Below are 26,984 nucleotides of genomic sequence, written 5' to 3'. Positions count from 1 at the left end.
CCGTTTCGACATGGAATCGGGAAGAGCAGTTCGCGGATTCGTTGCTGCGATTGCAGCGGCCGCAGTGCTGTCGGCGTGTTCCGAGGTCTATGTTGCCCAGGACCCCACTGAGTCAGATTGGGTGCCCTTCAACTACGCCACGACTGGCCTTCCAGCACAGCCAGAGACTCCCCGCCGTCCGGTGGTAGCGGTGAAGATCGACAACACTGCTGCCGGCCAGCCACAGCAAGGGGTGGCTCAAGCCGATCTGGTAGTGCAAGAACCAGTCGAAGGCGGTCTGACCAGATTGGTGGCCTTCTATGAGTCACGTCGACCAGAGTCAGTTGGTCCGGTGCGCTCGATTCGCACCACTGATATTCCGCTCACCATGCCGGTTTCGGCGACAGTCGTTACTTCCGGTGGTTCACCGGAAGTACTGCAGGAGTTCGAAACAGCGAACGTCCCGCTAGTCGTCGAGCCCAATGAGATTTTCGTCCGCAACCCCAATCGACCCGCGCCCTACGATCTCTACGCTGACCTAAGTCAAGAGATTGCCGGACCGTTGCCCAAGCAGGAATACCTCGACTTCGGCGATTTGGACCTCCCTTCAGGCAAGCAGGTTGACGGAATGACCATCGTCTTCTCCGACTTTGCGCAGACACAATGGAAGGCAACGGGCAAGGGGCAGTGGAAACAACTGGGTACCGAACAGCCCTACCTGGCCGACACGCTGCTGATCTTGTCGGTAGACCTGATTGACACTGGATTGGTTGATGCCGCTGGTAGCAGCGTTCCCGAGGCGGCAGTCGTGGGGAATGGACGCGGCTTCCTTGCGCTGGACGGCGCGGTGCACACCATCCGGTGGGAGAAGACTGGCTTCACTGAACCGTTCGAGTTCACCACGGATCAGGGTCTGGTGATTGCCGTCCCGCCCGGAAACAGCTGGATCAATCTACTGCCTGAATCGGGTGGCAAGGTTTCATTCAACTGAGTTGGAGTCGGAGTCTGAGCGAGCGGCAAGTTGCGCCAACCGCTCGTTGTAGGCCCGCAGTTCCGCGTCGTTATCGCGCTCCGACTGCCGATCCCCGCGGACGGCAGCACGCTCTTCACTTCGCGCCCACTGCACCGAGACCACGATGACCGCGATCACTGCCGGGATTTCGCCAAACGCCCACGCCACTCCGCCACCATTCAAGGTGTCCGTGAGGGGGTCCCCCAGCCAGGGTGGTTGCACTTGGCTGAACCAGCCTTCAGCAAGCGGCTGGGTGAGACTCATCAATGCCACCGAAAAAAGTCCGTGCAGGGAGATGTACACCAGTAGCAGAATCAGTCGCGCCCACGGTGGCACTCGGCGTGGGCCTGGATCGAGGCCCAGCACTACCCAGAAGAACAGGAATCCGGACAGCATGAAGTGCAGCGTCATCAGGACATGACCGATGTGGGAACTCATCCCTAGTTCGAACAGTGGCGTGAAGTACAAGCCGTACAGGCCAAAGGTGCCTAGTGCCAGTACGACGAGGGGGTGAGTGAGCAGCGAGGAGACCGGTGAGTGCAACCCCCAGAGCGTCCACTCTCGGGCACCTCGGTCCTTGTCCTTGCCGCTAGGCAGTGCGCGTAAGGCCAAAGTGGCGGGCACCCCCATCACCAGAAGCACCGGAACCAGCATGCCGATGGTCATGTGCTGCACCATGTGCCACTGCACTGACACTTTCGCGTAGCCGGCGATACCTGCGTTTGTCGCCCAGGCGAGTATCGCTACTCCGAGAATCCAAGACAACGTCCGACCCCAGGGCCAGGCCACGCCTGACCTGCGCAGTCGAAACACCCCCAGCAGATAGCTCAGCAGTAACGCACCACACAGCAGGATGAAAAAGGCGTCCGGATACCAACCGAAAACAATCGACGTCCAATCCGGCGCTGGTGGGAACGGGAAACCCAGCAACTGTTCGGCTGCTGATGGCAGCGGAACATCAGCGCGCGGGAAGGCGGTTTGGGTCAGGCTCGCGGCAATGCCGATGGTGGCAGCCAGCAGGCTGATCTCCACCACCAGCCAACGCAGCAAAGCCCCCCGTTGTGCTGGCTCATTGGCTAGCGCGAGCATCCGCGCGCCGCGCGCCAGCAGGAGCAACACAACCAGCAGTCCCACTTTGATCAGGACTAGCAGACCGTATCCGGTTGCCAGTAGGTCAGCAGGGCTTTCCAACCGAGTGTAGGTATTGGCCACCCCCGACAGCGCCAGCGCGATGACGCACGCGAGCGCCAGCGGGGCGAACCGACTGACTGCTCGTTCCACTCCCGCCGACATGCCCCAGATATGGCGCGCCACGGCGATGAGGCTTCCCACCCACAGCGCCGCGGCGATTGCGTGGACTGCGCCAGCCGTGGTCGCCAGTGAGTGATCGCCCACGGAACTGCTGTGGCTGGCGACAGTTGGCGCGATGAGTGCCGGCATGCACAGCAGTAGTAACACCGCTGCCGCCCCGGTTCGCACCGTAAACAGGCACGACACCGCGACAACGACAGCGACAGTTGCCACCAGGAGATAGGCCCGGTGAATGTCAGGTTCGAAGGCGAAGGTCCAGAACAGATCGGGATCAAGTGACTCCAACAGTGGTGCACCCACCACGGCTGCGTTACCAAAGATGATGGCAGCCAGCGCAGCGATCGCCCAGCCCAGCGCGGACCAGCCGGCTGCGCGAACGTCACGTCTCCCCGCATGCGACACCGTCCGTTTGTCTGCACCCGGAATGAGAAAGGCGGCGCTCGTGAGAAAGCCGATGGTCAGGGTCGCGGTCAGGATCAGCGCGAGTTTGGCGAGGGGTAGTCCCCAACCAACTACCGGACCCGGATCAGCAACTCCAGATGTCGAAGGAGTGTAGGCGGCCCCGCCCCAGAACATTCCCAGCAACAGTGCCAGCACCGCGACTGCTCCGATGACCAGGATGGTTCGGCGGCGACCGGTATTGCTGGTTCTTTCGGTCGACGGTTCAGTGAGTGTCTCAGTCACGGGACTGCTCCCGCCTCCGGTTGACCAGCCACCACACCGCTAGCCCCACTGCTCCCAAAATGGCGACAGCCGCCAACCATGGTGGCACCGCGCCAGGGCTGCCCTGGGTGCTGTCAGTGGTAGGTCCGATCGCGTCCTGATCGGCATCCGCTGTCGGCGACGGGTCTGGGGTGGTGGCAGTCGACGGTTCGTTGGTCTGCTTCGGGGTCACCGTGAAGCGGATCGCGCCGGTCATGATGTGGCCGTCGGAACTGGCGACTCGATATGCCACCTCAAAGTCGCCCTCGTTCCATGCTGCTGGCCAGCGCGCCGTGACCGTAGTGCTGGATCCCGCAGTAGCCAGCGCTTGCTCACCTTGCGGGCCAGTGGCGGTCACCGAGGCGGTATCGGCGATGAGGCGTCCGGAAAATTCGAGGAGCACCTGCGTCGGGGCCTTAGCGATGGTGGCGCGGTCAGCGGGGGTACTGGCCATCAACTGAGAGTGGCCGGCGGCGGGCCACGCCGATATTCCGATCAGGGCGCTGCTGACGGCAACAGCCACCACGACGGCGGCCATCCGAAGGCGTCGGGCTGACGGAGTAAGGACCACACTTCAGGGTAAGGCGGGATTGCCAATCACACCCATGAGGGCAGCCACATTCGGCTAGACCAGGTGTCGCGATCGATGAGCTCTGCTGACCAGAGGGGATAGAAGTACCAGGACACCCAGACACACAGCAGCAGGAATGCCGTTATGAGTACCACTCGGACTCGCCGATCTCGCCAGATGGATCCCGTCGGCTTCGGATTCGCAAGCGCGGCCAACGACAGCGTCACTGCCATGATTAGGAATGGCGTAAACGCGATGGTGTAGAAGGAAAAGATCGTGCGGTCAGGGAAGAAGAGCCAGGGGAGCCAGCCTGCGGCGAGACCGGTCAGGGCTGCCGCGGAACGCCAGTCCCGGTGCCCGATCCAGCGCCACATCTGATGGAGCACGGCCAGGATTGCCGCCCACCAAATAATGGGATTCCCGAGCGCTGTGATTGCTGATGAGCAGGTCCCAGATGGGCATTGACTAGCTGATCCTGCTGGGCTCTCGTAGTAGAACGAGGTGGGTCGAGCCTGCAAGAGCCAGCCAAAGGCCGATGATTTGTATGGATGATCGCTGCTGAGATTGCTATGGAAGGACAGCATTTCTTGGTGGTAGTGACCCAGCGACGCCAGCGAGGGCAGCACGCCGGACCCCTGCGCCCAGTTCCGACTCCACGCGTTGTCGCTAGCGAACCAGCCGAACCAACTCGCAAGATAGGTGGCGAGAAAAACCAGTCCCATCGTGAGTGCGGTCGGGATCAAGTCTTGCAGCCAACCGCGCCACCAACTGGTGCCGCTGCGGTGGCGGTACGAGGCATCCCACGCGACAGTTAGCAGGCCAAAGGCAAGGACGAACCACAGCCCGCTCCACTTCACCCCGCAGGCCAGTCCCAGGGAAACCGCGGCTGCCAGCCGCCACGGTCGCAGCCAATGACCTGACCAGCCGACGCCGCGAGATCGATCGCGATCAATAAGGAGCAATGCGAACGCCGATAGTACGAAGAACATCAGCATGCCATCCAAGATGGCTACACGGCTGGTCACGATTGCCATGCCGTCGATCGCCAGCAATAGTCCGGCAACAGTTCCCCACACGTCAGAGCCGGTCATCCGGCGCACGGCTCGGGCCAGGATGAGGATGCTGAGGGTTCCTAGCAGCGCCACTGCCACCCGCCAGCCGAACGGATTCATGCCGTAGAGGCCTTCCCCGATGGCAATCAACCATTTGCCGACTGGTGGGTGCACCACGAAGGCGGGGTCCTCGGTGAACACCTGGATGGCGCTGGGATCGGCAGCATCCAGAAGTTTCTGATCGGCCTCCTCCACCGCATCCCGTTCATAGCCGAACTGCAGCAGCGAGTAGCCGTCTTTGGCGTAGTACGTTTCATCGAAAACGAAGGCTCTGGGGTTACCGAGATCTGCGAAGCGAAGCCAGCCACCCAGCGCAGTCACGGCCAACGGGCCGACCCACGACAGTAGGGCTCGGCGGGTGGTGCTCACACCTGAATCGTAGGGGTCAGCGGCGCCGCAGTGGCCTAACCGGTCCACACTGACGACCTCGCGGTGACGCCGATCATGTCAGCATGGGCAAATGACCGGCATGTTGACGCTAGCGGCAACCCCGCTGGGCAATCCCGCAGATGCGAGCCTGCGACTGTCCCAGGCGCTGGCCTCGGCGCAGCTCATTGCCGCAGAAGACACTCGCCGGGTGCGTCGGCTGGCTGCTGAGTTGCAGGTCAAACTTACCGCCACGGTGGTGTCGCTCTTTGCCGGAAATGAGGCAAGCCGCAGCGAGGCGCTACTCGCCAGCCTGCGCGAGGGGACCGACGTGCTGCTCCTAACGGACGCAGGAATGCCGCTGGTGAGTGACCCTGGCTATCGATTGGTGGCGGCCTGCGCCGATGAGGGCATCGAGGTGACGGTCTTGCCGGGGCCGTCAGCGGTGTTGGCAGCGCTGACGGTGTCCGGGCTGCCCGCGGACCGGTTCTGTTTCGAAGGTTTCTTGCCGCGGCGATCAGGTGAGCGGCGGCGTCGGCTGCAACAACTGACGCAAGATCCGCGCACGCTGGTGCTGTTCGAATCGCCACGGCGAACTGCGGCCACGATTGCTGATCTGGCAGAGGTCTTCGGCGCAGATCGCCGAGCAGCGGTCTGTCGGGAGCTCACCAAAACCCACGAGGAAGTGATCCGCGGGACGCTAGCTGAGTTAGCGTTGTGGGGGGAGCAGGGTGTGCGCGGTGAAATCACCCTGGTAGTAGCGGGCGCACCGGAGCGGGTGGAAGTTGGCGACCCGGAAAGTTGGCGGGCAGAGGTTGCCGAACTTGTGGCAGTAGGTCGATCGACTCGCGATGCGGTGGGTGAGGTGGCGCAACGCACGGGCGCACCACGAAAACAGGTGTATCAGGCGGTCCACGACTCCTAGCGGGTCGGGCGATTTGGTGGCGGCCAAGTACTGCTGCCGCTACACCACAACTCGGTCACCCCTACGATGGAAGCCATGCCGAAGTCGTTCTATGCCACGACGCCCATTTACTACGTCAACGATGCTCCGCACATCGGGCACGCCTACACCACGGTCGCTGGTGACGTGCTCACCCGCTGGCATCGGCAGCGCGGTGAGTCGGTGGTCTATCTGACTGGTACCGATGAGCACGGCACCAAAGTGCAACTCAAGGCAGAAGAGAATGACGTCACGCCAACCGAGTGGGTCGATCGGCTGGTAGCGGATCATTGGCAGCCGGTGCTAGAAACTCTCGACGTCGCCAACGACGACTTCATCCGCACCACGGAGAAGCGGCATGTCCGCGGCGTGCAAGCCTTCTGGGAGGTCTTGAAGGAGAAGGGTTTCGTCTACCAGGACTCCTATGAAGGCCCGTACTGCGTGGGTTGTGAGGAGTTTAAGTTTCCCGCTGATCTGGTGCCGGGAGACAGCCCGGACGAGCAGTTGTGCCCAGTGCACAACCGACCGGTGGAGATTCTTAGCGAGGAGAACTGGTTCTTCAAACTCTCCGAGTTGAACGACCGGCTGCTGCAGCACTACGAAATGAACCCCGAGGCGATCGCTCCCCGCTCCGCCTATAACGAGGTGTTGTCCTTCATCCGGGGCGGGTTGTCGGATATCTCGATGTCCCGTTCCAGCGTTAGTTGGGGCATCCCGCTGAGCTGGCAAGAGGACCAAGTCGTCTACGTCTGGTTTGATGCCTTGCTGAACTATCTGACTGCGATCGGCTATGGCGACAGTGGCAAGTCGGAACTGTTCGAGAGCACCTGGCCGGCGGACGTGCATCTGGTGGGCAAGGACATCCTGCGCTTTCACGCGGTGTACTGGCCGGCAATGTTGATGGCGGCAGATCTCCCGCTACCCCGGCAGGTCTTTGCCCACGGTTGGTTGCTGGTCGGTGGCGAGAAGATGAGCAAGTCCAAACTCACCGGGATTGCGCCAGAGCAGATCACTGATTTCTTTGGCTCTGATGCCTTCCGCTACTACTTTTTGCGTGCCATCAATTTCGGTTCCGATGGGTCTTTCTCCTGGGAAGACATGCGTAGTCGCTATACCGCGGAACTAGCCAACGGGCTGGGCAATCTTGCCTCACGTTCGGCGGCGATGATTGGGAAATACTTCGACGGCCAACTGCCGGGTGCGACGAACTACAACAACAGCGATCTGGCCCTGCAGGATCACCTGATTCGGATCGCCGCCGACGCTGACGCGGCCATGCTGCAACTGAACTTCAGTGGTGCATTGGCTGCTATCCGGTCCTACGTTGACGCAGTCAACGCCTATGTCAGCGATGAGCAACCGTGGGCGTTGGCTAAGGACGATGAACAGCGCCCGCGGCTGGCCACTGTGTTGTACGTGGTTGCCGAGAGTCTGCGAGCTATCGCGGTGCTTTACCACCCGACAATGCCGAAGGCCACCCAAGTGCTCTGGGAGTCACTCGGCGCAGCGGAAGCTATTGGGCCGCTGGCAGATCAGGATGTCACCACCATCAGGTGGGGCGAGTTGCCGCCGGGAGTGTCAGTGACCAAGTCTGCGCCGCTCTTTCCCCGGCTGCCGGAGGAACCAGGCGAGGGTGAGCAGGAATGACCGCGTCGGAGCTGCCGGTGCCGCCACCGGAGCCGCTGCTCGCTCCGGTGATTGATTCCCACTGTCATTTAGATATCACTACTGAGTACAGCGGGCTTGCTCCTGAGGCGGCGTTAGCTGCGGCTGCCGCTGTGGGTGTGACCGGTGTCGTCGAAGTAGGAGTAGATCTTCCCTCCTCACAACGCGCAGCAGTCATCGCCGCCGAACTGCCGCAGGTGGTAGCAGCAGTTGCGTTACATCCGAATGAAGCGCCAGGGGTCTGTCGGTCCGGCGAGTTGGAGCAACAGTTGTCGGTGCTGGCTGAGTTGGTGCAGCAACCCAATGTCGTTGCCGTTGGCGAAACGGGTATGGACTTCTATCGCACCGGCGAATCCGGCCGTGCGGACCAAGAGACGTCCTTTCGTGAGCACATCGCGCTTGCGCGCGAGAGTGGGCGGACATTGGTCATCCACGATCGTGATGCTCACGCCGAGGTCTTACGAGTGCTCGAGAGCAGTGATCCACCCGACCAAGTGGTCTTTCACTGTTTCAGCGGCGATGCCGAAATGGCGCGAATCTGTAGCGAGGCGGGTTGGTTCCTGTCCTTTTCCGGAGTAGTTAGTTTTCGTAACGCCGCTGAGTTGCGGGAGGCACTGTCGATTGCGAATCCGGAGCAGATCTTGGTGGAAACCGATGCGCCGTTTCTGACCCCGACACCGCAGCGGGGCAAACCCAATGCTTCCTATCTGATGCCACACACCGTCAGGACGATGGCCGAGCAGTTGGACTTGGCGGAAGTCGAGATGTGTGACCTGCTTACGCGCAACACGCAGCGAGCGTTCAACCTGCCCGCCGGGTTTGCCGGATGACCCTGCTGGGTGCTGCGGATATTCGTTCGCTGGCGGCGACCGTCGGCGTACGGCCCAGCAAAGCTCGGGGGCAAAACTTTGTCGTTGACGGCAACACCATCCGCCGAATCGTTCGGCTGGCAGACCTGACCGGCCAAGGTGTGGTTTTGGAGGTCGGGCCCGGACTCGGCAGCCTGACGCTGGGATTGCTGGCTGGCGACCATCAGGTCGTCGCGGTGGAGATTGATCCCGCCCTAGCCGATCAGCTACCCGCGACAGTCACGGAGTTCCTGCCGGACGCCAGTGGACGGTTGTCAGTAATCACCGCCGATGCCGGCGCTATATCCCACGAGATCGCCGATGAGTTCGGGCCGCCGACTGCCCTAGTGGCCAATCTGCCGTACAACGTAGCGGTGCCGGTGCTGCTGCACTGCTTGATTGAGTTTCCCTCGTTACAGCGCAGTTTAGTGATGGTGCAGTTGGAAGTCGCGGACCGATTGGCCGCCCCACCCGGATCACGGGACTACGGCGTGCCGAGCGTCAAGGCCGCGTGGTTCGGTGATGTGCGGCGAGTTGGCACCGTCCCAGCAGCAGTATTTTGGCCGGTCCCGCGAGTGGAGAGTGGGCTGGTTCGAGTTGACCGGCGGAGCCCACCAGTGACAACGGCCGCTCGCGCGGAGGTCTTTGGCTTGGTGGACCTCCTCTTCGCGCAGCGGCGAAAGATGGTCCGGGCGGTATTAGGTAGCCACATTGGCCGAGAAGCGGCCGCTGTCGCACTGGCCAAGGCTGAGATCGACCCCACGGTTCGACCGGAGAATTTGGCTCTCGCCGACTTTTGTCGGCTGGCCGAATCGATTCCGCCGCAGTAGGCATCTACTCTCGATTGAAATGTCTGCAACCATCCGGGTCCGAGTCCCCGCCAAGATCAACCTGAGTCTGGCGGTGGGGCCGCCGCGTGATGATGGTTTTCATGAGTTGGCCACGGTCTTTATGGGGCTCTCGCTCTACGACGACATCTCCGTGACCGACCGGGCCGCCGGTAGTGGTCTGCGAGTCACGGTGTCAGGTAGCCAGGCAAGTTCAGTCCCACTCGACAGCGACAACCTCGCTTGGCAGGCGGCTGAGCTGGTGGCAACTGAGTTAGGCCAACAGCCCGACCTCGACATTGCCATCGACAAGGGAATTCCGGTGGCCGGCGGCATGGCGGGCGGCAGTGCGGACGCTGCGGCGGTGTTGGTCGCGGCGGCAACCCGATGGCGAGACGAGGGCGAGCCAGATCTGATGGAGTTGGCTGCTCGACTCGGATCGGATGTGCCGTTCGCGTTGCTGGGTGGCGTGGCGGTGGGTCGGAATCGTGGTGAGCAGGTGGCCTCGGCGATGGCTCGTGGCACATTCCATTGGGTGCTGGCGCTGTCGGATGGTCAGTTGTCGACACCAAAGGTGTACAACGAATTGGATCGTTTGCGGGCCGGTCAGCCGGTGGCCGATCCACAGGTGAAATTCGAGGTGCTGCAGGCGGTGCGCGGTGGTGACGCAGTGGCCCTCGGTCGGGGGTTGAGCAACGACCTGCAATCAGCAGCACTCTCGTTGCGGCCATCGCTGGGTTCGCTGCTGGAACTCGGCCCGGATCACGGTGCGCTGGGAGCGATGGTGTCCGGGAGCGGGCCAACGTGCGCTTTCCTAGTGGCTGACGAAGAGGATGCTATGGAACTGACCGTGGCGTTGTCATCGTCGGGATTGTGTCGATCAGTGCGGCGAGCCCATGGCCCGGTGCCAGGTGCTGCGGTGATCTCGGATGGTGGTGCCTCAGCTACCGGCTGGTGAGTTCCGGGTCGCTGTCTAGGTGGCTGAGTCCGTTCCAGGCCAGGTTGACCAGGTTGGCGACTACCTTGTCTTTGCCGGGTTTTCGCGCGTCGAGCCACCATTGCCCGGTGAGCGCCACCATGCCGACCAACATTTGCGAATACATCTGGGACAGTTTGGGATTGAAACCTCGCTGCTTGAACTGTTCCGCCAGGATGTGATCGGTTTCGGTCGCTACCTCCACGATCAGACTTGCAAAACTTCCAGACGACTGCGAGACCGGCGAATCGCGGACCAGAATCCGAAACCCGTCAGTTTCATCTTCGATGTAGTCAAACAGTGCTAGCCCCGCTTGTTCCAGCTGCAGTCGGGGGTGGTCACCGGTCAACGACGAGACGATGCGATTCAGCAGGCTATTCATTTCCCGGTCAACGATGACGGCATAGAGCCCTTCCTTGCCGCCGAAGTGCTCGTAGACCACGGGTTTCGAGACCTTAGCTTCGCTAGCAATCTCCTCAACGCTAACCGCCTCATACCCCTTCTTCGCGAAGAGTTTCCGTCCCACGCCGATGAGTTGCTCGCGTCGCTGGCTGCCGCTCATTCGGACTCGAGGAGCAGATGCCTCGGCATCCGACGGGAGTGGTTTGTCGGCCATGATCGCAGCCTAGGGGGTCGGCGTCTTCACGTCCTCGGAATGAGCCTCGATCAAGGTCCGGTTGATCTCGACCGGCTGTTCCGGGTCGACCAACTTGCTGCGGACTCGCTCTTCGCTCGGCCAGTGCGCTCGGGATGCCCAGCCACGGCGCTCACAGAACCGAATCGCCCACGCGCTGGGATCGAGCTGCCGCCGCAGCACCCCATGCCGGGCCGATGTCGGATCGGCGTGATGGTAGTTGTGCCAGGACTCGCCAAGAGCCGGGACCGCCAGCCAGGCCACGTTTCCGGAGTGATCGCGGGTGCGGAAGGGTCGTTGGCCAGCAATGTGGCAGATCGAGTTGATACTCCAGGTGACTTGGTGCACCAGGGCGACTCGGACCAAGCCTGCCCAGAACAGCGCGCTGAGGGCGCCTTGCCAAGACATGGTGAGCAGACCGCCTAAGAGCGCGGGTATCAGAAAAGTCGCCACCACCAGCAAGGGGAATGCCCGCGAGATCCGGACGATGACGGGGTCCTTCAGCAAATCAGGGGCATATTTTCCGACGTCGGTCACGTCGCCGGCCAGCATCCAGCCCATGTGGGCATGCCAAAACCCCTTCGCGACTGCACGAGTTGAGGTGCCGAATTGCCAAGGGGAGTGCGGGTCGCCCTCCTTGTCAGACTTGGAATGATGCTTGCGGTGATCAGCCACCCAGTCAGCGCAACTACCCTGAATCGCCAGCGAGCCAGCAATCGCGAGCGTGGCTCGCAGCGGGCCGTTTGCCCTAAAGGAACTGTGGGTGAAGAGCCGATGAAAGCCCATGGTGATCCCGGCCGCTGAGACCAAGTAAAAGATTGCCGCAAGGGTTACATCGAGCCAGCTAAGCCAGCCGCGCAAGGCGAGTGGTAGGCCGACCAGTAACGCAAACAGCGGTCCGAGAATGAAGAGAAAAACTACCCACCGCGGTCCGCGAGTGCGCTCGTCCGTGACATCAATGACGTCGGCAGGGGCATCGGAGTTCGAGAACATACTCAACCGTAACTTACGACTCCGTAGGTTTCAATACCCGGAAAAGAAAGTGGGAATCTCAGCCGACGGCACTGGTATGGCACCATGGGCAGGTGCGGGGGCACCGCAATCCGCCGTGGGGTAATGGCAGCCCGACAGCCTTTGAAGCTGGAGGTCCAGGATCGAGACCTGGCGGCGGAGCTGATGTCGCTGGCAGCATCTCTCTCGCCGAGGAGTAGGCTGCCGGAGCAGGTTCGAGTCGCCGGAGAGGGATCCCCATGACGCCCCAACCGTCCGCTGTCGTCATACTCGCCGCTGGCGAGGGAACCCGGATGAAGTCCAGCACGCCAAAAGTGCTGCACGAGATCTGTGGCCGATCGCTGGTAGGCCACGTGGTGGCCAGCGCCCAATCAGTCGCTGCCGAGCGGATTGTGGTTGTCGTCGGTCACGCCAAAGAGCAGGTCGAGCGCCATCTAGCGGAGCTATCGCCAGATATCGTCACCGCGGTGCAGTCGGAGCAGAATGGCACCGGTCACGCAGTGCGCATGGCGCTGCGACAGCTGGCGGAACAAGATATAACGCCTACGGGTGGGCCAGTCCTCGTGGCGGCTGGCGATGCACCGCTACTAGGTGGAGAGGTGCTAGAACTCCTGCTGGCCGAGCACGCGACTCGAGGTGCTGCAGTCACGGTGCTGAGCGCGGTCCTGCCGGACCCCACCGGATACGGTCGGGTGGTCCGCAAGGCCGACGATTCGGTATCAGCGATTGTGGAGCATCGCGACGCTGATGACAACGTCCTCGGAATCGATGAAGTGAATAGCGGCACCTACGCATTCGATCCGGAGTTCCTCGCCGACGCGATCGAGCGGCTGTCTACTGACAACTCGCAAGGTGAGGAGTACCTGACTGATCTCGTGGGTTTGGCTCGGCAGGACGGTTTGCCAGTCGCGGGAGTGGCCGCACCAGATCCGAACGACATTATGGGCGTCAATAACCGGGTGCAGTTGGCCGAGGCTGCCGCGGTACTGCGCGACCGCATCAACCGCAACTGGATGTTGGCGGGCGTGACCATTGCCGATCCAGCCAATACCTATGTCGACGTTGACGTCGAACTAGAGCCAGATGTCACGCTTCTTCCCGGCACCTACCTGCAAGGAGCAACCGCGGTGGCCTCCGGTGCCGTGATCGGGCCGGACACCACGCTGATTGACACGGAGGTAAGCGCTGGCGCCCGAGTGGACCGGGCGCATTGCCTGTTAGCGCAGATCGGAACTGACGCTGAGGTCGGTCCGTTCACTCGGCTACGACCGGGAACTGACCTGGCCGCCGGCGCCAAAGCCGGATCCTTTGTGGAGATCAAGAACAGTCACATCGGACCGGGTGCCAAAGTTCCGCACCTGTCCTACGTCGGCGATGCCGATGTAGGTGCTGGCAGCAATATTGGTGCTGCCACCGTGGTGGTCAACTACGACGGTGTGGCCAAACATCGCACCGTGGTTGGTGAACAGGTGCGGATTGGTAGTGACACCATGCTGGTGGCTCCGGTCGAAGTGGGGGACGGCGCTTACACTGCTGCTGGGTCGGTCATCACCGAGGATGTGCCGGCGGGGGCGCTGGCGATCGCACGCGGTCGACAGCGAAACATTGCAGGCTGGGTCGAAACCAATCGTGCCGGGTCTGCTTCGGCTGAGGCTGTAGCCGGTCACGAGGAGGGCGATCAGTGAGCACAAAAAATGGCGGGATTACGCTTGCGGCACAGAAACGACTGTTGCTGAGCGCGGGCCGCTCACACCCGGAGTTGGCCGCGGAGGTGGCCCATGACCTGGGTGCGGAACTGAGCCCGATCTCGGCCCGTGACTTCGCCAACGGTGAGATGTTCGTCCGGTTCGAAGAGTCAGTGCGTGGCTGTGACGTCTTCATCCTGCAGACCCATACCGATCCGCTCAACAAGTGGATCATGGAGCAGTTGATCATGGTTGACGCCGCCAAGCGCGCCTCGGCCAAACGCATCACAGTGGTGGCACCCTTCTTCGGCTACGCCCGGCAGGACAAGAAGCACCGAGGTCGGGAGCCGATCACCGCCCGGCTGATGATGGATCTGCTGCGCTCCGCTGGCGCAGACCGAGTCATGACCGTTGACCTACACACCAGCCAGATTCAGGGCTTTTTCGATGGGCCAGTGGACCATCTCTTTGCGCTGCCGATGTTGTCGCAGTACGTCAAGGCCCACTACGGCCACGAGCCGATCACGGTCGTTTCGCCAGATGCGGGTCGGGTGCGGGTCGCGGAACGCTGGACTGACGTGCTGGGTTCTCCGCTAGCGATCATTCACAAGCGCCGTGATCCCGATGTCCCCAACGAAGTGAAGGTTTTCGAGGTTGTTGGCGACGTTCGCGATCGGCTCTGCGTGGTTGTGGACGACATGATCGATACCGGTGGCACCATCGCCAAGGCCTCCGAGACGCTGTTTGAGAATGGGGCCCGCGACGTAGTGGTAACTGCCACGCACGGCATTTTGAGTGACCCAGCAACGAAACGACTGGCGGCCTCGGGGATTGCGGAAGTTGTGGTAACGAACACCTTGCCCATCCCCGAAGAGCGGTTTTTCGATCAACTGACGGTGTTATCCATCGCTCCGGTGATTGCGCAAGCGATCCGGGAAGTGTTCTCGGACGGTTCGGTGACGCAACTGTTCGAACTACCCAAAGCCGATATTTAGGCTGCAGCGCGGCCCTGAATTTGGGCTACCCGGGTGGGGGCTCTATGCTGGGAAGGCCTCGGCGAGGGCGGGTATCCGCCGTAATCGACGCGGCGGGTTCGCAAAGTCGAGGTGCGAGCGCCCGCTGCCGACCGAGGAGAACCGCCGATGTCCCAGGACGTACGCATCGACGCCGAAATTCGTTCCGATTTCGGCAAGGGAGCTTCTCGCCGTTACCGGCGAGAGGGACTAGTGCCGGCCGTCATGTATGGCTCTGGCAGCGAACTGCGCCATGTGACCCTCCCCGGCCACGAACTTGATCTCGCGCTGCGGATTCCCCGAGTTGTGTTGCAGGTGCAGTTGGCAGGCTCGGAGTTCGTCGTTGCGCCGGCAGATGTGCAGCGGGACATCGTCCGCACCGATTTGCTGCATGTGGACCTGTTGATGTTGAGCGACGAGGAAGTTGCCGAGCGTCATGCCTACGCAGATGCGCTGGCCCGTGCCGAGGCCATCGCGGAAGAAGCCGGGCTCGATCCGCGGCAGGCTGCTGCCGTCATTCAAGAGGCCGCCGCCGCTGGCGAAGACGTTGTCGACGTGGCCGATCGGATCGTGGAGATCTTGGAGGAGCGGGCTCGGGCCATGGCCGAAGCCGCCGCTGCCGCCGCCGCTGCTGAAGATGCCGCCGCCGAGGCGGCTGCTGCTCAGGCAGCCGAGGAAGGCGAAGCTGGCGAGGCTGCGGGGGGCGACGAAGACGCTGGCGACTCCGAAGAGTAGGCGATTCGACAGTTATGGCTGGCGAATCACCCTGGGCTGTTATCGGTCTGGGGAACCCTGGCGAACGTTATGCCCGTACCCGACACAACGTCGGGGCGATGGTGATTCAGCGGATGGCAGATCGCGCCAGCGAGCGCTTCAAGGCGCAGCGTCGTGCTCGGTGCGATGTGGCGGAGACCCGAGTGGCCAACCACAAGGTGTTGCTGGCGGTGCCACACAGCTATATGAACGAGTCGGGTGGGCCCACTGCCGCATTGACCCAGTACTACTCAGTTCCCACAGAGCAACTGCTGGTGATCCACGACGAAATCGACCTGCCATTTGCCGCGCTGAGGCTCAAACTCGGTGGTGGCGACAACGGCCACAATGGTTTGAAAAGCATTCGCAAATCGTTGGGCACCGGGGACTGGTATCGGCTACGAGTTGGTGTTGGTCGTGGCCGCGGCGACACCGCCGGACATGTCCTTACTGGCTTCAGCGGATCGGAGCGTGCGGAGTTACCGGACCTGCTGGATCGGGCGGCGGACGCCGCCGAGGTGCTACTCGCGGATGGTTTGACAGTCGCACAGAACCGGTACAACAGCTGAACAGCACCTGCAGTCGCGTTCACCTCGCGCGGTAGGCTGCCCGGGTGACTCCTCAAGCAGCTGCCGATGCAAGTGATATCGATCTCGCCCGCACAACTGCGGCTGCGGCGGGTGAACTACTCGCCGCCATTCGGGCGGAAGCCGGTGACATCCCCGGTGATGACAAGGTGGCGCTGAAGGCGCTCCGTGATCGGGCGGATGGTCGATCCCAAGAGTTGATCGCCTCTCGTATGGTCATGGCCCCAGGTCATGAAATGTTGAGCGAAGAGGCGGTGGACAACGAAGCCCGGTTGTCAGCCCGCCGCGTGTGGATCATCGATCCGTTGGACGGGACGTGGGAGTACGGCCAGGGCCGTTCCGACTGGGCAGTTCACATAGCCCTGTACGACACCGAGAGCGGGGAAATGCCGCTTGGTGTCGTCGATCTGCCGGCCCAAGGTTTGGTTCGCACCTCGGCTGACCCGGATGCGGAATTGCCCGCCTTGCCCGAGGATCGCCCGCTACGAGTAGTCGCTTCGCGAACTCGACCACCTGCCGAACTCGATGACATAGTGGCGCGGTTGGCTGACCGTCTGGGCCGCGAAGTTGAAGTGGTCAATGTGGGTTCGGTGGGGGCCAAGGTCAACGAGATTCTGTCCGGCCGCGCGGAGGCCTACCTGCACGACACCGGCTTCTACGAATGGGATCTTGCTGCTCCTTTGGCAGTGGCCAAGCATTACGGTCTGATCTGCGATCACTGGGACGGCACCGAGGTGGTATTCAATCAGATGCCGCCGTTCGTGAAGAACGTTTTCGTATCCCACCCCGCGATCGCCGATGAGCTGCGGGCCAGCCTGACCGGCTAGCCCCTCAAGGGGCTGTCCCACCGTCGTGATGGGACACTGAGAGCCGAGGGCGCGTCGAGTTTCGAGATCGCCTCGGTGAACGAGGGAGCAGGCAATGGCCGAAGTGCCGCTCAACTCTCCTCCCACTGGTTTGTCAGTCAGTGACGCAATTGCCGCTGCCGATGGCGCAGGTCTCATCGCTTCAGAAGGTGCCCGGTCGAGCATCATTGCGCACCTGAATCGGCCATTGGTAGTCGTTACTCCCACTGGTCGAGAGGCCGAAGACCTCGCGGCGGAACTGGCCTTCTGGGACCCACAGGCTGACGTTGCGATCTATCCGGCATGGGAGACCTTGCCGCATGAACGGTTGTCGCCGTCTGCCGATGTGGTTGGCCAGCGGTTGGCGGTGATGCAGCGGCTGCGACATCCCATGCCTAATGTCCCCGGGGCTGGACCGCTCGAAGTGGTGGTCACGCCAGTCCGGGCGCTCATGCAACCGGTGGCCAGTGAGGTGCTGTCGGCCGAGCAGGTTCTGCTGGTGCCGGGTGCTGACGTCGATCCAGTCGAACTGGCACAACGGCTGGTGGAGTTCGGCTACGAGCGATTTGATCTGGTGGAACGACGGGGCCAGTTTGCCGTTCGCGGCGGCATCATTGACATCTTCCCGCCCACCGCAGATCACCCGCTGCGAATTGAACTGTGGGGCGACACTATCGATGAGATGCGCTGGTTCGCCGTCACCGACCAGCGTTCGTTGGGTACCGCTACCGAGCCAGTCTTGTTGCGGCCCACCCGGGAACTGCTGCTGACCGCTGCGGTGCAGCAGCGAGCTCAACAGGCCGCGAGCGGGCACCCGGAATCCCGGGAAGACCTGCTGCAACTCGGTGAAGGGATAGCGATCCCGGGCATGGAGGCACTGGCCCCGCTGCTGAGTGAGCAGATGGTGGGCTTGGCGGATCTGGTTCCGGCCGAGACGCAAACAATCGTGGTGGAGCCGGCACTGGTTGCGGCCCGCAGCGAAGATGCCATGAGTACCGCGCAAGAGTTTGCCGCAGCAGCCTGGTCAGCGGCCGGGATGGGTGGCGAAACGCCAGTAGTTTCTCGCGAAGGCGTGTTGCAGTCGTGGGAGCTGTTACAGCAGCGACTGCCAGGTCAGCGAGTGATCACCACATTGCGGGAAGCGGATGCGGCGGTGAGTGACATCGGTCTGATTCCGGTCGGGCCATTCACCGGATCGACTGAGGCGCTCGCAGAAGTAAAACGGCACGCTAGTGCTGGCTGGCGAATTGCGATTGTCGCCGGCGGCAGCGGTACCGCGGACCGGCTGGTGGAGGTATTGGGTGACGATGACGTCGCCGCTACCAGAACCGCCGGTGAACTCCAGCCGGGAGTGGTGCAGGTTGTTGTCGGGCCGCAGCGAACCGGCTTCGCCGATCCGACCGCCAAGGTCGCGATCTATTCGGACAATGATCTCACCCGGCGGCGATCTGCCCGGAGCACCCCACGGGCGAAACTTCCCGCTCGACGGCGCAACCAAGTCGATCCGCTGTCCTTGCAACCGGGCGACTTCATCGTGCATGACAAGCATGGCGTTGGTCGCTACATCGAAATGATCCACCGGGATGTCCGCGGGGCTGATCGGGAGTTCCTGGTCGTGGAGTATGCCCCAAGCAAGCGCGGCTACCCACCCGATCGGTTGTTCATCCCCACCGATCAACTGCAGGCGGTCACTCGCTACGTAGGTGGCGAAGAGCCACGGGTGAACAAGCTGGGTGGTAGTGAATGGGCGAAAGCGAAAGGCCGTGCTCGCAAGGCTGTCCGCGACATCGCGGCTGAGTTGGTTCGGTTGTATGCGGCTCGACAAGCTGCCCCTGGCCATGCGTTCGGCCCGGACACGCCCTGGCAGCGAGAGTTGGAAGACGCATTCGAATACACCGAGACCCCCGATCAACTCTCCTGCATCGACGAAGTCAAGATCGATATGGAAAAACCGGTGCCCATGGACCGGTTGATCTGCGGTGATGTCGGATACGGCAAGACCGAGATCGCGGTCCGGGCAGCGTTCAAGGCTGTGCAAGACGGCAAGCAAGTAGCTGTGTTGGTACCCACGACCCTGTTGGTGCAGCAGCATCTGCAGACTCTTACGGAGCGGTTCGCAGGATTCCCCGTGCGCGTGGCAGGCCTGAGTCGGTTCAACAGTGACAAGGAAGCGACCGAGATTATCGAGAAGTTAGCAGCCGGAACGATTGACATCGTGGTGGGCACTCACCGGCTACTTTCCCCGCAGGTGCGCTATCGAGATCTGGGGCTAGTGATTGTCGATGAAGAGCAGCGGTTTGGCGTCGAGCACAAGGATCATTTGAAGGCGTTGCGAGCAGATGTGGACATGCTGGCGATGTCAGCCACACCTATTCCCCGAACCCTGGAAATGGCGATCACCGGTATCCGAGAGATGTCGACCATTGCTACCCCACCGGAGGAGCGACTGCCGGTACTCACCTATGTCGGCAACTACGATGACCGGCAAGTCACCGCTGCGATTCACCGCGAGCTACTCCGCGAGGGACAGATCTTCTTTGTGCACAACCGGGTGGAATCTATCGATCGGACCGCCGCTCGGCTGGCGGAACTGGTGCCAGAGGCCAACATCGCTGTCGCACACGGTCAAATTCCGGAGAACAAGTTGGAACAGGTGGTGTTGGACTTCTGGGAGGGCCGCGTCGACGTACTGGTCTGCACCACCATCGTGGAATCGGGTATCGATATCGCCAACGCCAACACCTTGATCGTGGACCGTGCTGAGCATATGGGATTGAGTCAGCTTCATCAGTTGCGTGGCCGGGTGGGTAGGTCCCGCAGCCGCGCCTACGCCTACTTCCTGCATTCCCCGGATCGAACGCTGAGCGAGACCGCTCACGAGCGGCTGGCCACGATCGCCCAAAACACCGACCTCGGCTCCGGCATGCAGGTTGCGCTAAAGGATTTGGAGATTCGCGGCGCGGGCAACCTGCTCGGGGGCGAACAAAGCGGTCATATCGCTGACGTCGGCTTCGATCTCTACGTGCGGCTGGTGGGTGAAGCTCTCAGCGAGTTCAAGGGTGAGAAGCGAGCCGCGGACACCGAGGTGCGCATCGATCTGCCGGTCGATGCCCACATTCCCGACAGTTACGTAGCGGAGGAACGGCTGCGGTTGGAGGCATATCGGCGCTTGGCCGCTGCTGTCAGTGATGAGCAGGTGGCAGAACTCGTGGCCGAACTCACCGACCGGTACGGCAAGCCGCCGGAGCCAGTGCAGAGCATGATTGCGGTGGCCCGGCTGCGGCTGCTGGCCCGCCGCGCTGGCCTGGACGAAATCATCTTGACCGGCAACCGTGTTCGATTCCATCCGGTGGAACTACCAGAGTCTCGGCGGGTTAGGCTCACGCGGTTGTACCGTGGTGCTCTGGTGAAACCAGCCACTCGGCAGATGCAAGTTCCGCGGCCGATGGACGGTCGCACCGCCGTCGAAGGTGCCGTTGTACTGGACTGGGCAGCCCAGGTAGTCAAGACTGTCATCTTGGACGAACCGGCTGAGAAATGAAGAGGTTGGCATGAGAATCTCGCAGCGCTTCCGACGAGTGCTGACGGTCACCGCAGCGGTGGCCGCTAGTTGCGTAGTGGCGGCGGGCTGTTCGGCATCCGAACCGGGCAAAGCTGCTGTCGTTGGTGACGTCACGATCTCCGAGCAGCAGATCGCTGACCAAATGCGGGAAGTCAACGAACTGAGCGGTCTCCCGCCGACAGAGCCCAATCTGCAGTTTGTGGCTGGACTGGTGAACTTCAACGTCACCAGCGAGTTGGTGAACCAGGCGGCCGCTAAGGAAGAGGTGTCGGTGCCACCGGCCGAGATCGACGCTGCTTATGCCGAGGTCATCGAGGCGAACGGCGGTCAGGAAGCAGTCGAGCAGGCATTAGTGCAGAGCGGTTTTCCGCCGAGTGCACTGCAGGGTCAGATTCAAACGCAGTTGATCGCGATGGCCCTCGGTGGTGCGTTGGCGCCAGGTCTGCCGGAGCAGGAGCAGCAACAGGTCCTGATAGCGGCGCTGGCCGAGTTCTCTGAGGCGATCGGCGTTGAGGTCGCTCCCAAGTATGGCGAGTGGTACCCGGAGCAACTGAGCATTGGGCCGGCCGAGAACCCCACCAGTCGGATAGCCCAGCCGCAGTTGCCGGTTGACCCGCTACAGCCACAGCAGCCACAGCAGCCACAGCAGCCGCAGCAGCCACAAGAACAGCCGCAGCCACAGGAACAGCCACAGGAACAGCCGCAGCCACAGGAACAGCCGCAGCAGTGACCGAAGCCTCGGTGGAACATCCGCATCCGCTGCTTCGACTAGTGGCAGTCATGGATCGGCTGCGCTCCCCCGGGGGCTGCCCGTGGGATGCGGAGCAAACTCACGAATCGCTTGTCGAGTACCTGCTCGAAGAATGCTACGAGACCATCGAAGCCATTGAGACCGCCGACGATGAGCATTTGCGTGAGGAACTCGGGGACTTGCTGCTGCAGGTGGTCTTCCACGCCCGGATCGCGGAGGAATCAGATCCAGGCTGGGGCATCGCGGAGGTTGCCGATGGCATCAGCGACAAGCTGATCCGCCGTCATCCCCACGTGTTCGCCGACGCGCAAGCCGAGGACGCGGCCGCGGTAGCGGAGAACTGGACGAAGCTCAAAGCCGCCGAGAAATCTCGCGACTCGGCCCTTGATGGTGTGCCATTGGCCATGCCCGCGCTCGCGCTGGTGCAGAAGTCTTGGCGGCGAGCAGCCGAAAGTGGGCTGGAGTTGCTGCCACCGGAATCAGGAGTCGCGGCACCGGACACGGCTGCTGAGTTGGCGGATCAGCTCTATGCCCTAGCGGTGCAGGCCGAGCAGCAGGGCTGGGATGCGGAGGCGCTCGTCCGCGACCGCGCCCGGCATTTGCATCAAGACATCCGGCAGGCCGAGGCGGAGAGCGCAACCGGCGAAGGTTAGGGTCATACCGTGTTCGGCGCTGGTATCCATTCTCCGGAGGACCGCAGATTCGCGGGCCTCGCGGCTGCAGTTGTCGATGACCTGTTGGCTCGCGACCCAGTTCGGGCCACCAAAGTGGGCGATCATCGGTTCGACGGTCGCCTTCCTGATCTCACCGGCGATGGCGTGGATGAGTTCGCTCGAGTGATGCAGCGCCACGCCGCCTTCTTGGATTCGGTGGATTCCCGTGCGCTCAGTCGCGTCGCAGCCGCAGACCTAGAGGTGCTGCGGGCCGGAGTGGCTTCCCGGCTTTTCGACATGACCAAGGTGCAACCACACCTGTGGAATCCGCTGGTGTGGAGTCCCGCCGAGGCGTTGTATTCGTTGGTCTCACGAGATTTTGCGCCAGAAGAGCAGCGCTCCCAGTCGTTGCTGGAACGGTTGCGAGAAGTTCCGGAGCATCTAGAGAACGCCCGGCACACGCTGGGCGAGATGCCAGGAGTGCATGTGGAAACTGCCATAGAGCAGTTCTCCGCGATCCCGGCCATGCTCGCGGATCTGCCAGAAGATATGCGGGTCAAGCCAGGATTGTCGGACTCCCTGATGTCGGCGACCGGTGCCATCGGCGATCACGTGTCCTGGCTGCGATCCCGGTTGCCCGGTGCCCGGCGGAACCCGGCCTACGGCCCAGAGTTGTATAGCGGCGTGCTGCGTACTCACCTCGACGCGCCAGCAGATCCGGATGTACTCCTCGCTGAGGCGGAGGAGTCACTCGAAGAGGTGCTGGACGCACTAGCCAGCGCCTCGGCGAAGCTGTTGCAGGGCAGCATGGCGGACCGCTCAGTGATTCCCAAGGCGTTGGATCGACTGGGTGATGGTGGCGATGTTGATGACGGCAACGTGCTGGACGTCTGCGCTGCGGCGATGGAGTCTGCCGTAGCGTTCGCGATCGATCGAGAACTCGTCACCGTTCCTGATGTGGACGTGCGGATGGAACTGATTCCCGCGGTTCGTCGAGGCGTGTTTCCGGTGTACTGCAATGCGCCCGGTCCATTGGAGCGACGAGAGTTGCCCACGGTGATCGGAATCGCGCCAACGCCACCCAGTTGGAGTGGCGCCCGGCGGGGTGCGCACTACCGCGAATACAACCGACATCTGATCCACAACCTGATGGTTCATGTCGGAGTACCTGGGCACGTGTTACAGCAGGCGCAGGCTCGGGAAGCAGTTGCGCCATCAGCAGCCCGCGCGGCCCTGCCCAGTACCTTGTTCGTCGAGGGCTGGGCCGTCTACGCCGAGGAGCTGATGGCCGGTGGCGGCTTCTCCGTGCCCGAGGAGCCGCGTGCGTCGTTGCGGATCCAGCAGTTGAAGATGCAACTGCGCATCATCGTGAGCACCATCCTGGATGTTCGGGTCCACACGCGTGGTATGACCGAGGCGGAGGCCAAGCGGCTGATGTCCACCCGGGGGTTCTTCCCCGATGACGAAATCCCTGGAAACTGGCGTCGGGCCCGGCTGACCTGTGGTCAGCTCGCCAGCTATTTCCTCGGCTACCAGCAGATCAAACAGATAGTCGGTCGACTGACTGAGCGGAATCGCAACTGGTCACAGCGGCAGGTCCACGATGCCGTTTTGGCGCACGGTTCGGTGCCGCCGCGGGTACTGCCACCTTTGGTCGGGTTGGAGTAGTCGCTAGGGTGGTCGCGTTCACCTATCCGCCGGGTCAGCCGCAAAGGAGCGCACATGGCCAGCATTGAAGTTGTCATCGCCAGGGAGATTCTGGATTCTCGGGGCAACCCGACCGTCGAGGTGGAAGTCGGCTTGGACGACCTATCTGTCGGTCGTGCCGCGGTACCGTCCGGAGCGTCTACCGGCGCCTTTGAGGCCGCAGAGCGGCGGGATAGCGACAGCGAACGCTATCTGGGCAAGGGTGTCCAGCAGGCGTGTGTCGCAGTCGAGGACGAGATCGCCCCAGAGGTGCTCGGATTCGATGCGTCGGAGCAGCGGCTCGTCGATCAGGCGATGATCGACCTTGACGGCACCCCCAACAAGAGCAACATCGGCGCCAACGCGATTCTGGGCGTTTCGCTGGCGACCGCGCAGGCGGCGGCCGAATCGGCAGATCTGCCGCTGTTCCGGTATCTCGGCGGTCCGCAGGCGCATCTGCTGCCCGTTCCCATGATGAACATTCTCAACGGTGGCGCTCACGCGGACTCGAATGTGGACATTCAGGAGTTCATGATTGCCCCGATCGGCGCACCGACCTTCTCCGATGCGCTGCGCTGGGGAGCCGAGGTCTATCACGCACTCAAGTCACGCCTCAAAGCCGACGGACTCAACACTGGGCTCGGCGACGAGGGAGGCTTCGCTCCCGATCTGCCCGCCAACCGGGCGGCCCTGGAGATCATTGTCAAAGCCATCGAGGACGCTGGGCTCACCGCTGGGCGCGACGTGGCGCTGGCGCTCGACGTGGCAGCGACCGAGTTCCACGAGGGCGGAAAATACCAGTTTGAGGGTGAGGATCGAGATTCCGAGTGGCTGATCGACTACTATGCCGGTTTGGTCAAGGACTTCCCGTTGGTCAGTATCGAAGATCCGCTGGATGAGGAAGATTGGGACGGCTGGGTGCAGATTGCGGCCTCGATTGGTGATCAGGTGCAACTCGTTGGCGATGATCTCTTCGTCACCAACCCGGAGCGATTGCAGCGGGGTATTGATCTGGGTGCCGCCAACGCGCTGTTGGTGAAGGTCAATCAGATCGGCAGTCTGACCGAAACCGTTGATGCAGTGAGTCTGGCCCACCACAACAACTACGCCACCATGATGAGCCATCGCTCTGGCGAGACTGAGGACACCTTCATTGCGGATCTAGCTGTGGCCTTGGGCTGCGGTCAGATCAAGTCCGGTGCTCCGGCTCGCTCGGAGCGGGTGGCGAAGTACAACCAGTTGCTGCGGATTGAGGAGGAACTGGACGAGGCCGCCCGGTACGCCGGAAGTTCTGCCTTTCCCCGGTTCTCCGCCTAACAGCGACAGCAGTCACACCCACCGCCGTGGGGTCTTGGTTGCTGACACGGCGGGCCGCTGCCGGGATCGCTGGTCGCAACGTGCGAGTATCACGTGGTGAGCATTGATATGGACGGTCGTCCGGAATCGGGGGCAGACTTTGCGCCCGATACTGGTCTAGCCGGCCTCGATGAACGCTCACAGCCTGCTTCTGGCCGAACGCTGATTCTGGTCCTGGCGCTGCTGGCGGTAGCGGCGATGTTGGTCATGCCAGTGCGTTCCTGGATCTCGCAGCGGGCGGGACTCGCCGAGCTGTCTGCCCAGAACGCAGCTACCGAGCAACGGATTGCCGAACTCACCGCACAAGAGCAGCAGTGGCAGGACGAGGAGTTCGTCACGGACCAGGCTAGGAAGCGGCTCAACCTAGTGAAGCCGGGAGAAATGGGACTGATCCTGTTGGACCCGGATTTCCAGCGAGACGAGGCGCAACCGGAATCGCAGGAACCCACGACTTGGTATGGCAAGTTGTGGCGTTCTACAGAGAACCCGGTTCGGCTGGGCGCCGTTGAAGAGTCGGGCGCCGATGGCGGACAGCAGTAGCGGTGAACCGGCGACGGTAGCGGACCTCGCCGTCATCGCAGAGCAACTTGGCCGCAGCCCCCGTGGTGTCGTGGAAATCGCGCACCGCTGCCCTTGCGGAGCGCCTGATGTGGTGATGACGGAGCCGCGACTACCTGATGGCACCCCTTTCCCTACGTTGTATTACTTGACCTGTCCGCGGGCGGCTTCGGCGATCGGGACGCTGGAAGCAGACGGGGTAATGGCCGAGATGCAGCAGCGTGTCGCTGAGGATCCGGAGTTGGCTCAGCAGTATGCCGCCGCTCATCGTGACTATCTGCAGCGGCGGGCTGCGCTAGGGGACGTCCCGGAAATTGCTGGCATCTCAGCGGGGGGTATGCCCGATCGGGTCAAGTGTCTGCACGTGCTCGCTGCCCATTCGTTGGCCGCCGGGCCCGGGGTGAACCCGCTCGGTGACGAAGTGCTGGCAGCGATTGCCGGCTGGTGGCAGCGACGCGACTGCCTTACGAAGGAGGAGGTATGACCGCGGCATCAACACGAGTCGCCGGGATCGACTGCGGCACAAACTCCATCCGGCTGCTGGTCGCGGACATTGGCCCCGATTTCGTGGAGCTGGATCGGCGGATGCAGATCATCCGACTCGGCGAGGGTGTGGATCGCACTGGTTCGCTGTCTTCGGCTGCGCTGGAGCGAGCCTTTACTGCTTGTCGAGAATATGCGGCCGTCATCGATGAGTTCGAGGCGCAACGGGTCCGGTTTGTGGCCACCTCCGCGTCTCGGGATGCCAATAATGCCGCTGAGTTTGCTGCTGGTGTGCAGCACATTCTGGGTGTGGCACCCGAGGTCGTCACCGGTGAAGAAGAAGCGCAACTGTCCTTCGCTGGTGCGATGAGGGGCAGCGGTTTGCCGAGTCCAGCGCTGGTCTTTGACATCGGTGGCGGATCGACAGAGTTCATCCGCGGTGCGGGCCACCCGGAGTCTGCGGTGAGCGTCGACATGGGTTGTGTGCGGTTCACCGAGCGGTTCGCTCGCACCGATCCAATGAGTTCTGCCGAACTGGCCGCCATTCGGGCTGAAGTTGACCGGCTCCTTGATCAGGTGGAGCAGTCGGTGCCGCTGCGGGGGGCTGAATCGTTGGTCGGGTTGGCGGGAACCGTGACTACCGTTGCTGGACTTGCCGCAGGGTTGACGGAATACGACTCTGACCGGATCCATTTATCAACAGCTTCTGCGGCAGCGGTCGAGCAGGTGATGACCGAGTTGGTCGGTATGTCTGCCGCCCAGCGTGCCGAGTTGGGCATCATGCACCCGGGTCGGGTCGATGTGATTGCAACTGGCGCGGTGATTTTGGACCAGATTGTGAAACGCAGTGGCGCAAATGAAGTAACCGCGAGTGAGCACGACATCCTCGATGGGATTGCGTGGTCACTCGCGGCTACTGTGTGACGAGTCGGTGCTGTCGTTACCGCTCATCGGCTCCCGTTGCCGGCCTAGTCGCACCCGTCGGGTGCTGTAACCCTGGCCATTCTCATGTGCGTCTCGGTTGTGCCTGTTGGTTGCGAGGTTTTTGCGCCGTCCTCGCCACCAACACCAAAAGAATGACGCATTAACGGGGGA

24 protein-coding genes and 1 tRNA gene are annotated in these 26,984 nt (G+C 62.3%); 20 read left to right on the top strand and 5 right to left on the bottom strand.

Annotated features, from left to right (window positions below):
- Positions 1–10 precede the first annotated feature (10 nt).
- Positions 11–970 (top strand): DUF3048 domain-containing protein, encoded by a 960-nt coding sequence (locus tag K0U62_08460; protein MCH9801545.1) that lies wholly within the window; start codon positions 11–13, stop codon positions 968–970.
- Here K0U62_08460 and K0U62_08455 read toward each other — a convergent pair.
- The 3 genes from K0U62_08455 to K0U62_08445 form a co-directional block, all read right to left on the bottom strand.
- A complete protein-coding gene (locus tag K0U62_08455) occupies positions 959–2,986 on the bottom strand; it encodes a bifunctional copper resistance protein CopD/cytochrome c oxidase assembly protein (GenBank protein MCH9801544.1) in 2,028 nt (675 codons plus the stop codon). The two genes, K0U62_08460 and K0U62_08455, sit on opposite strands and share 12 nt — an antisense overlap.
- Positions 2,979–3,458: a copper resistance protein CopC gene (locus tag K0U62_08450; protein MCH9801543.1), complete on the bottom strand. Its 480-nt coding sequence runs from the start codon at positions 3,456–3,458 to the stop codon at positions 2,979–2,981. The genes K0U62_08455 and K0U62_08450 overlap by 8 nt, the downstream gene beginning before the upstream one ends.
- A 143-nt stretch (positions 3,459–3,601) precedes the next feature.
- Positions 3,602–5,056, bottom strand: coding sequence for a phospholipid carrier-dependent glycosyltransferase (locus K0U62_08445; protein MCH9801542.1), 1,455 nt, complete (start codon positions 5,054–5,056; stop codon positions 3,602–3,604).
- Positions 5,057–5,156: 100 nt separating this feature from the next.
- Here K0U62_08445 and rsmI point away from each other — a divergent pair, with 100 nt between their 5' ends.
- From rsmI to K0U62_08420, 5 genes are all read left to right on the top strand, one after another.
- On the top strand, positions 5,157–5,978 hold the full coding sequence (gene rsmI, locus K0U62_08440; GenBank protein ID MCH9801541.1) for a 16S rRNA (cytidine(1402)-2'-O)-methyltransferase: 822 nt from the start codon (positions 5,157–5,159) through the stop codon (positions 5,976–5,978).
- Positions 5,979–6,053: 75 nt separating this feature from the next.
- Positions 6,054–7,643: a methionine--tRNA ligase gene (gene metG / locus K0U62_08435; GenBank protein ID MCH9801540.1), complete on the top strand. Its 1,590-nt coding sequence runs from the start codon at positions 6,054–6,056 to the stop codon at positions 7,641–7,643.
- Positions 7,640–8,491, top strand: a complete 852-nt coding sequence (locus tag K0U62_08430) for a TatD family hydrolase (protein ID MCH9801539.1) — start codon at positions 7,640–7,642, stop codon at positions 8,489–8,491. The genes metG and K0U62_08430 overlap by 4 nt, the downstream gene beginning before the upstream one ends.
- Positions 8,488–9,339, top strand: a complete 852-nt coding sequence (gene rsmA / locus K0U62_08425) for a 16S rRNA (adenine(1518)-N(6)/adenine(1519)-N(6))-dimethyltransferase RsmA (GenBank protein MCH9801538.1) — start codon at positions 8,488–8,490, stop codon at positions 9,337–9,339. The genes K0U62_08430 and rsmA overlap by 4 nt, the downstream gene beginning before the upstream one ends.
- A gap of 19 nt (positions 9,340–9,358) precedes the next feature.
- Positions 9,359–10,294 (top strand): 4-(cytidine 5'-diphospho)-2-C-methyl-D-erythritol kinase, encoded by a 936-nt coding sequence (locus tag K0U62_08420; GenBank protein ID MCH9801537.1) that lies wholly within the window; start codon positions 9,359–9,361, stop codon positions 10,292–10,294.
- On the opposite strand, the gene K0U62_08415 is transcribed toward K0U62_08420, so the two are convergent.
- Positions 10,281–10,928: a TetR/AcrR family transcriptional regulator gene (locus K0U62_08415; GenBank protein ID MCH9801536.1), complete on the bottom strand. Its 648-nt coding sequence runs from the start codon at positions 10,926–10,928 to the stop codon at positions 10,281–10,283. The two genes, K0U62_08420 and K0U62_08415, sit on opposite strands and share 14 nt — an antisense overlap.
- A gap of 9 nt (positions 10,929–10,937) precedes the next feature.
- Positions 10,938–11,939: a fatty acid desaturase gene (locus tag K0U62_08410; GenBank protein ID MCH9801535.1), complete on the bottom strand. Its 1,002-nt coding sequence runs from the start codon at positions 11,937–11,939 to the stop codon at positions 10,938–10,940.
- A gap of 109 nt (positions 11,940–12,048) precedes the next feature.
- Here K0U62_08410 and K0U62_08405 point away from each other — a divergent pair.
- The 14 genes from K0U62_08405 (at position 12,049) to K0U62_08340 (ending at position 26,813) form a co-directional block, all read left to right on the top strand.
- A tRNA-Gln gene (locus tag K0U62_08405) sits at positions 12,049–12,119 on the top strand.
- Positions 12,120–12,196: 77 nt separating this feature from the next.
- Positions 12,197–13,642 carry a bifunctional UDP-N-acetylglucosamine diphosphorylase/glucosamine-1-phosphate N-acetyltransferase GlmU gene (glmU, locus tag K0U62_08400; GenBank protein MCH9801534.1) on the top strand — a complete coding sequence of 482 codons (1,446 nt, stop codon included), beginning with the start codon at positions 12,197–12,199 and terminating at the stop codon, positions 13,640–13,642.
- 17 nt (positions 13,643–13,659) lie between these two features.
- Entirely contained in the window at positions 13,660–14,637 is a 978-nt protein-coding gene (locus tag K0U62_08395) for a ribose-phosphate diphosphokinase (GenBank protein ID MCH9801533.1), read from the top strand.
- 147 nt (positions 14,638–14,784) lie between these two features.
- Positions 14,785–15,390, top strand: coding sequence for a hypothetical protein (locus tag K0U62_08390; protein ID MCH9801532.1), 606 nt, complete (start codon positions 14,785–14,787; stop codon positions 15,388–15,390).
- A 14-nt stretch (positions 15,391–15,404) separates the two neighbouring features.
- Positions 15,405–15,977 carry an aminoacyl-tRNA hydrolase gene (gene pth / locus K0U62_08385; protein ID MCH9801531.1) on the top strand — a complete coding sequence of 191 codons (573 nt, stop codon included), beginning with the start codon at positions 15,405–15,407 and terminating at the stop codon, positions 15,975–15,977.
- Positions 15,978–16,021: 44 nt separating this feature from the next.
- A complete protein-coding gene (locus tag K0U62_08380; GenBank protein ID MCH9801530.1) occupies positions 16,022–16,822 on the top strand; it encodes a 3'(2'),5'-bisphosphate nucleotidase CysQ in 801 nt (266 codons plus the stop codon).
- Between the two features lie 94 nt (positions 16,823–16,916).
- Entirely contained in the window at positions 16,917–20,381 is a 3,465-nt protein-coding gene (mfd, locus tag K0U62_08375) for a transcription-repair coupling factor (protein ID MCH9801529.1), read from the top strand.
- 10 nt (positions 20,382–20,391) lie between these two features.
- A complete protein-coding gene (locus K0U62_08370; protein MCH9801528.1) occupies positions 20,392–21,132 on the top strand; it encodes a SurA N-terminal domain-containing protein in 741 nt (246 codons plus the stop codon).
- A 50-nt stretch (positions 21,133–21,182) separates the two neighbouring features.
- Positions 21,183–21,806 (top strand): MazG family protein, encoded by a 624-nt coding sequence (locus K0U62_08365; protein MCH9801527.1) that lies wholly within the window; start codon positions 21,183–21,185, stop codon positions 21,804–21,806.
- Between the two features lie 9 nt (positions 21,807–21,815).
- Positions 21,816–23,474 (top strand): DUF885 domain-containing protein, encoded by a 1,659-nt coding sequence (locus K0U62_08360; protein MCH9801526.1) that lies wholly within the window; start codon positions 21,816–21,818, stop codon positions 23,472–23,474.
- 54 nt (positions 23,475–23,528) lie between these two features.
- A complete protein-coding gene (gene eno, locus K0U62_08355) occupies positions 23,529–24,809 on the top strand; it encodes a phosphopyruvate hydratase (GenBank protein ID MCH9801525.1) in 1,281 nt (426 codons plus the stop codon).
- Between the two features lie 96 nt (positions 24,810–24,905).
- Entirely contained in the window at positions 24,906–25,388 is a 483-nt protein-coding gene (locus K0U62_08350; protein MCH9801524.1) for a septum formation initiator family protein, read from the top strand.
- Entirely contained in the window at positions 25,372–25,890 is a 519-nt protein-coding gene (locus K0U62_08345) for a DUF501 domain-containing protein (protein ID MCH9801523.1), read from the top strand. The genes K0U62_08350 and K0U62_08345 overlap by 17 nt, the downstream gene beginning before the upstream one ends.
- Positions 25,887–26,813 (top strand): Ppx/GppA family phosphatase, encoded by a 927-nt coding sequence (locus K0U62_08340; protein ID MCH9801522.1) that lies wholly within the window; start codon positions 25,887–25,889, stop codon positions 26,811–26,813. Before K0U62_08345 ends, K0U62_08340 begins: the two co-directional genes overlap by 4 nt.
- Positions 26,814–26,984 lie beyond the last annotated feature (171 nt).

It is taken from the genome of Actinomycetes bacterium (assembly GCA_022599915.1).
Lineage (GTDB): Bacteria > Actinomycetota > Actinomycetes > S36-B12.
The sequence above is the reverse complement of the archived record's forward strand: the minus strand, read 5'-3'. Positions and strand labels throughout refer to the sequence as shown.

What these genes read in the sequence shown, in the direction of transcription:
- K0U62_08340 (MCH9801522.1), top strand. Translation starts at nt 25,887, where the DNA reads ATGACCGCGGCATCAACACGAGTCGCCGGGATCGACTGCGGCACAAAC.
- mfd (MCH9801529.1), top strand. Translation starts at nt 16,917, where the DNA reads ATGGCCGAAGTGCCGCTCAACTCTCCTCCCACTGGTTTGTCAGTCAGT.
- K0U62_08415 (MCH9801536.1), bottom strand. Translation starts at nt 10,928, where the DNA reads ATGGCCGACAAACCACTCCCGTCGGATGCCGAGGCATCTGCTCCTCGA.
- K0U62_08410 (MCH9801535.1), bottom strand. Translation starts at nt 11,939, where the DNA reads ATGTTCTCGAACTCCGATGCCCCTGCCGACGTCATTGATGTCACGGAC.
- glmU (MCH9801534.1), top strand. Translation starts at nt 12,197, where the DNA reads ATGACGCCCCAACCGTCCGCTGTCGTCATACTCGCCGCTGGCGAGGGA.
- K0U62_08390 (MCH9801532.1), top strand. Translation starts at nt 14,785, where the DNA reads ATGTCCCAGGACGTACGCATCGACGCCGAAATTCGTTCCGATTTCGGC.
- K0U62_08420 (MCH9801537.1), top strand. Translation starts at nt 9,359, where the DNA reads ATGTCTGCAACCATCCGGGTCCGAGTCCCCGCCAAGATCAACCTGAGT.
- K0U62_08370 (MCH9801528.1), top strand. Translation starts at nt 20,392, where the DNA reads ATGAGAATCTCGCAGCGCTTCCGACGAGTGCTGACGGTCACCGCAGCG.
- K0U62_08450 (MCH9801543.1), bottom strand. Translation starts at nt 3,458, where the DNA reads ATGGCCAGTACCCCCGCTGACCGCGCCACCATCGCTAAGGCCCCGACG.
- rsmA (MCH9801538.1), top strand. Translation starts at nt 8,488, where the DNA reads ATGACCCTGCTGGGTGCTGCGGATATTCGTTCGCTGGCGGCGACCGTC.
- K0U62_08345 (MCH9801523.1), top strand. Translation starts at nt 25,372, where the DNA reads ATGGCGGACAGCAGTAGCGGTGAACCGGCGACGGTAGCGGACCTCGCC.
- K0U62_08460 (MCH9801545.1), top strand. Translation starts at nt 11, where the DNA reads ATGGAATCGGGAAGAGCAGTTCGCGGATTCGTTGCTGCGATTGCAGCG.
- metG (MCH9801540.1), top strand. Translation starts at nt 6,054, where the DNA reads ATGCCGAAGTCGTTCTATGCCACGACGCCCATTTACTACGTCAACGAT.
- rsmI (MCH9801541.1), top strand. Translation starts at nt 5,157, where the DNA reads ATGTTGACGCTAGCGGCAACCCCGCTGGGCAATCCCGCAGATGCGAGC.
- K0U62_08430 (MCH9801539.1), top strand. Translation starts at nt 7,640, where the DNA reads ATGACCGCGTCGGAGCTGCCGGTGCCGCCACCGGAGCCGCTGCTCGCT.
- eno (MCH9801525.1), top strand. Translation starts at nt 23,529, where the DNA reads ATGGCCAGCATTGAAGTTGTCATCGCCAGGGAGATTCTGGATTCTCGG.
- K0U62_08365 (MCH9801527.1), top strand. Translation starts at nt 21,183, where the DNA reads ATGGATCGGCTGCGCTCCCCCGGGGGCTGCCCGTGGGATGCGGAGCAA.
- pth (MCH9801531.1), top strand. Translation starts at nt 15,405, where the DNA reads ATGGCTGGCGAATCACCCTGGGCTGTTATCGGTCTGGGGAACCCTGGC.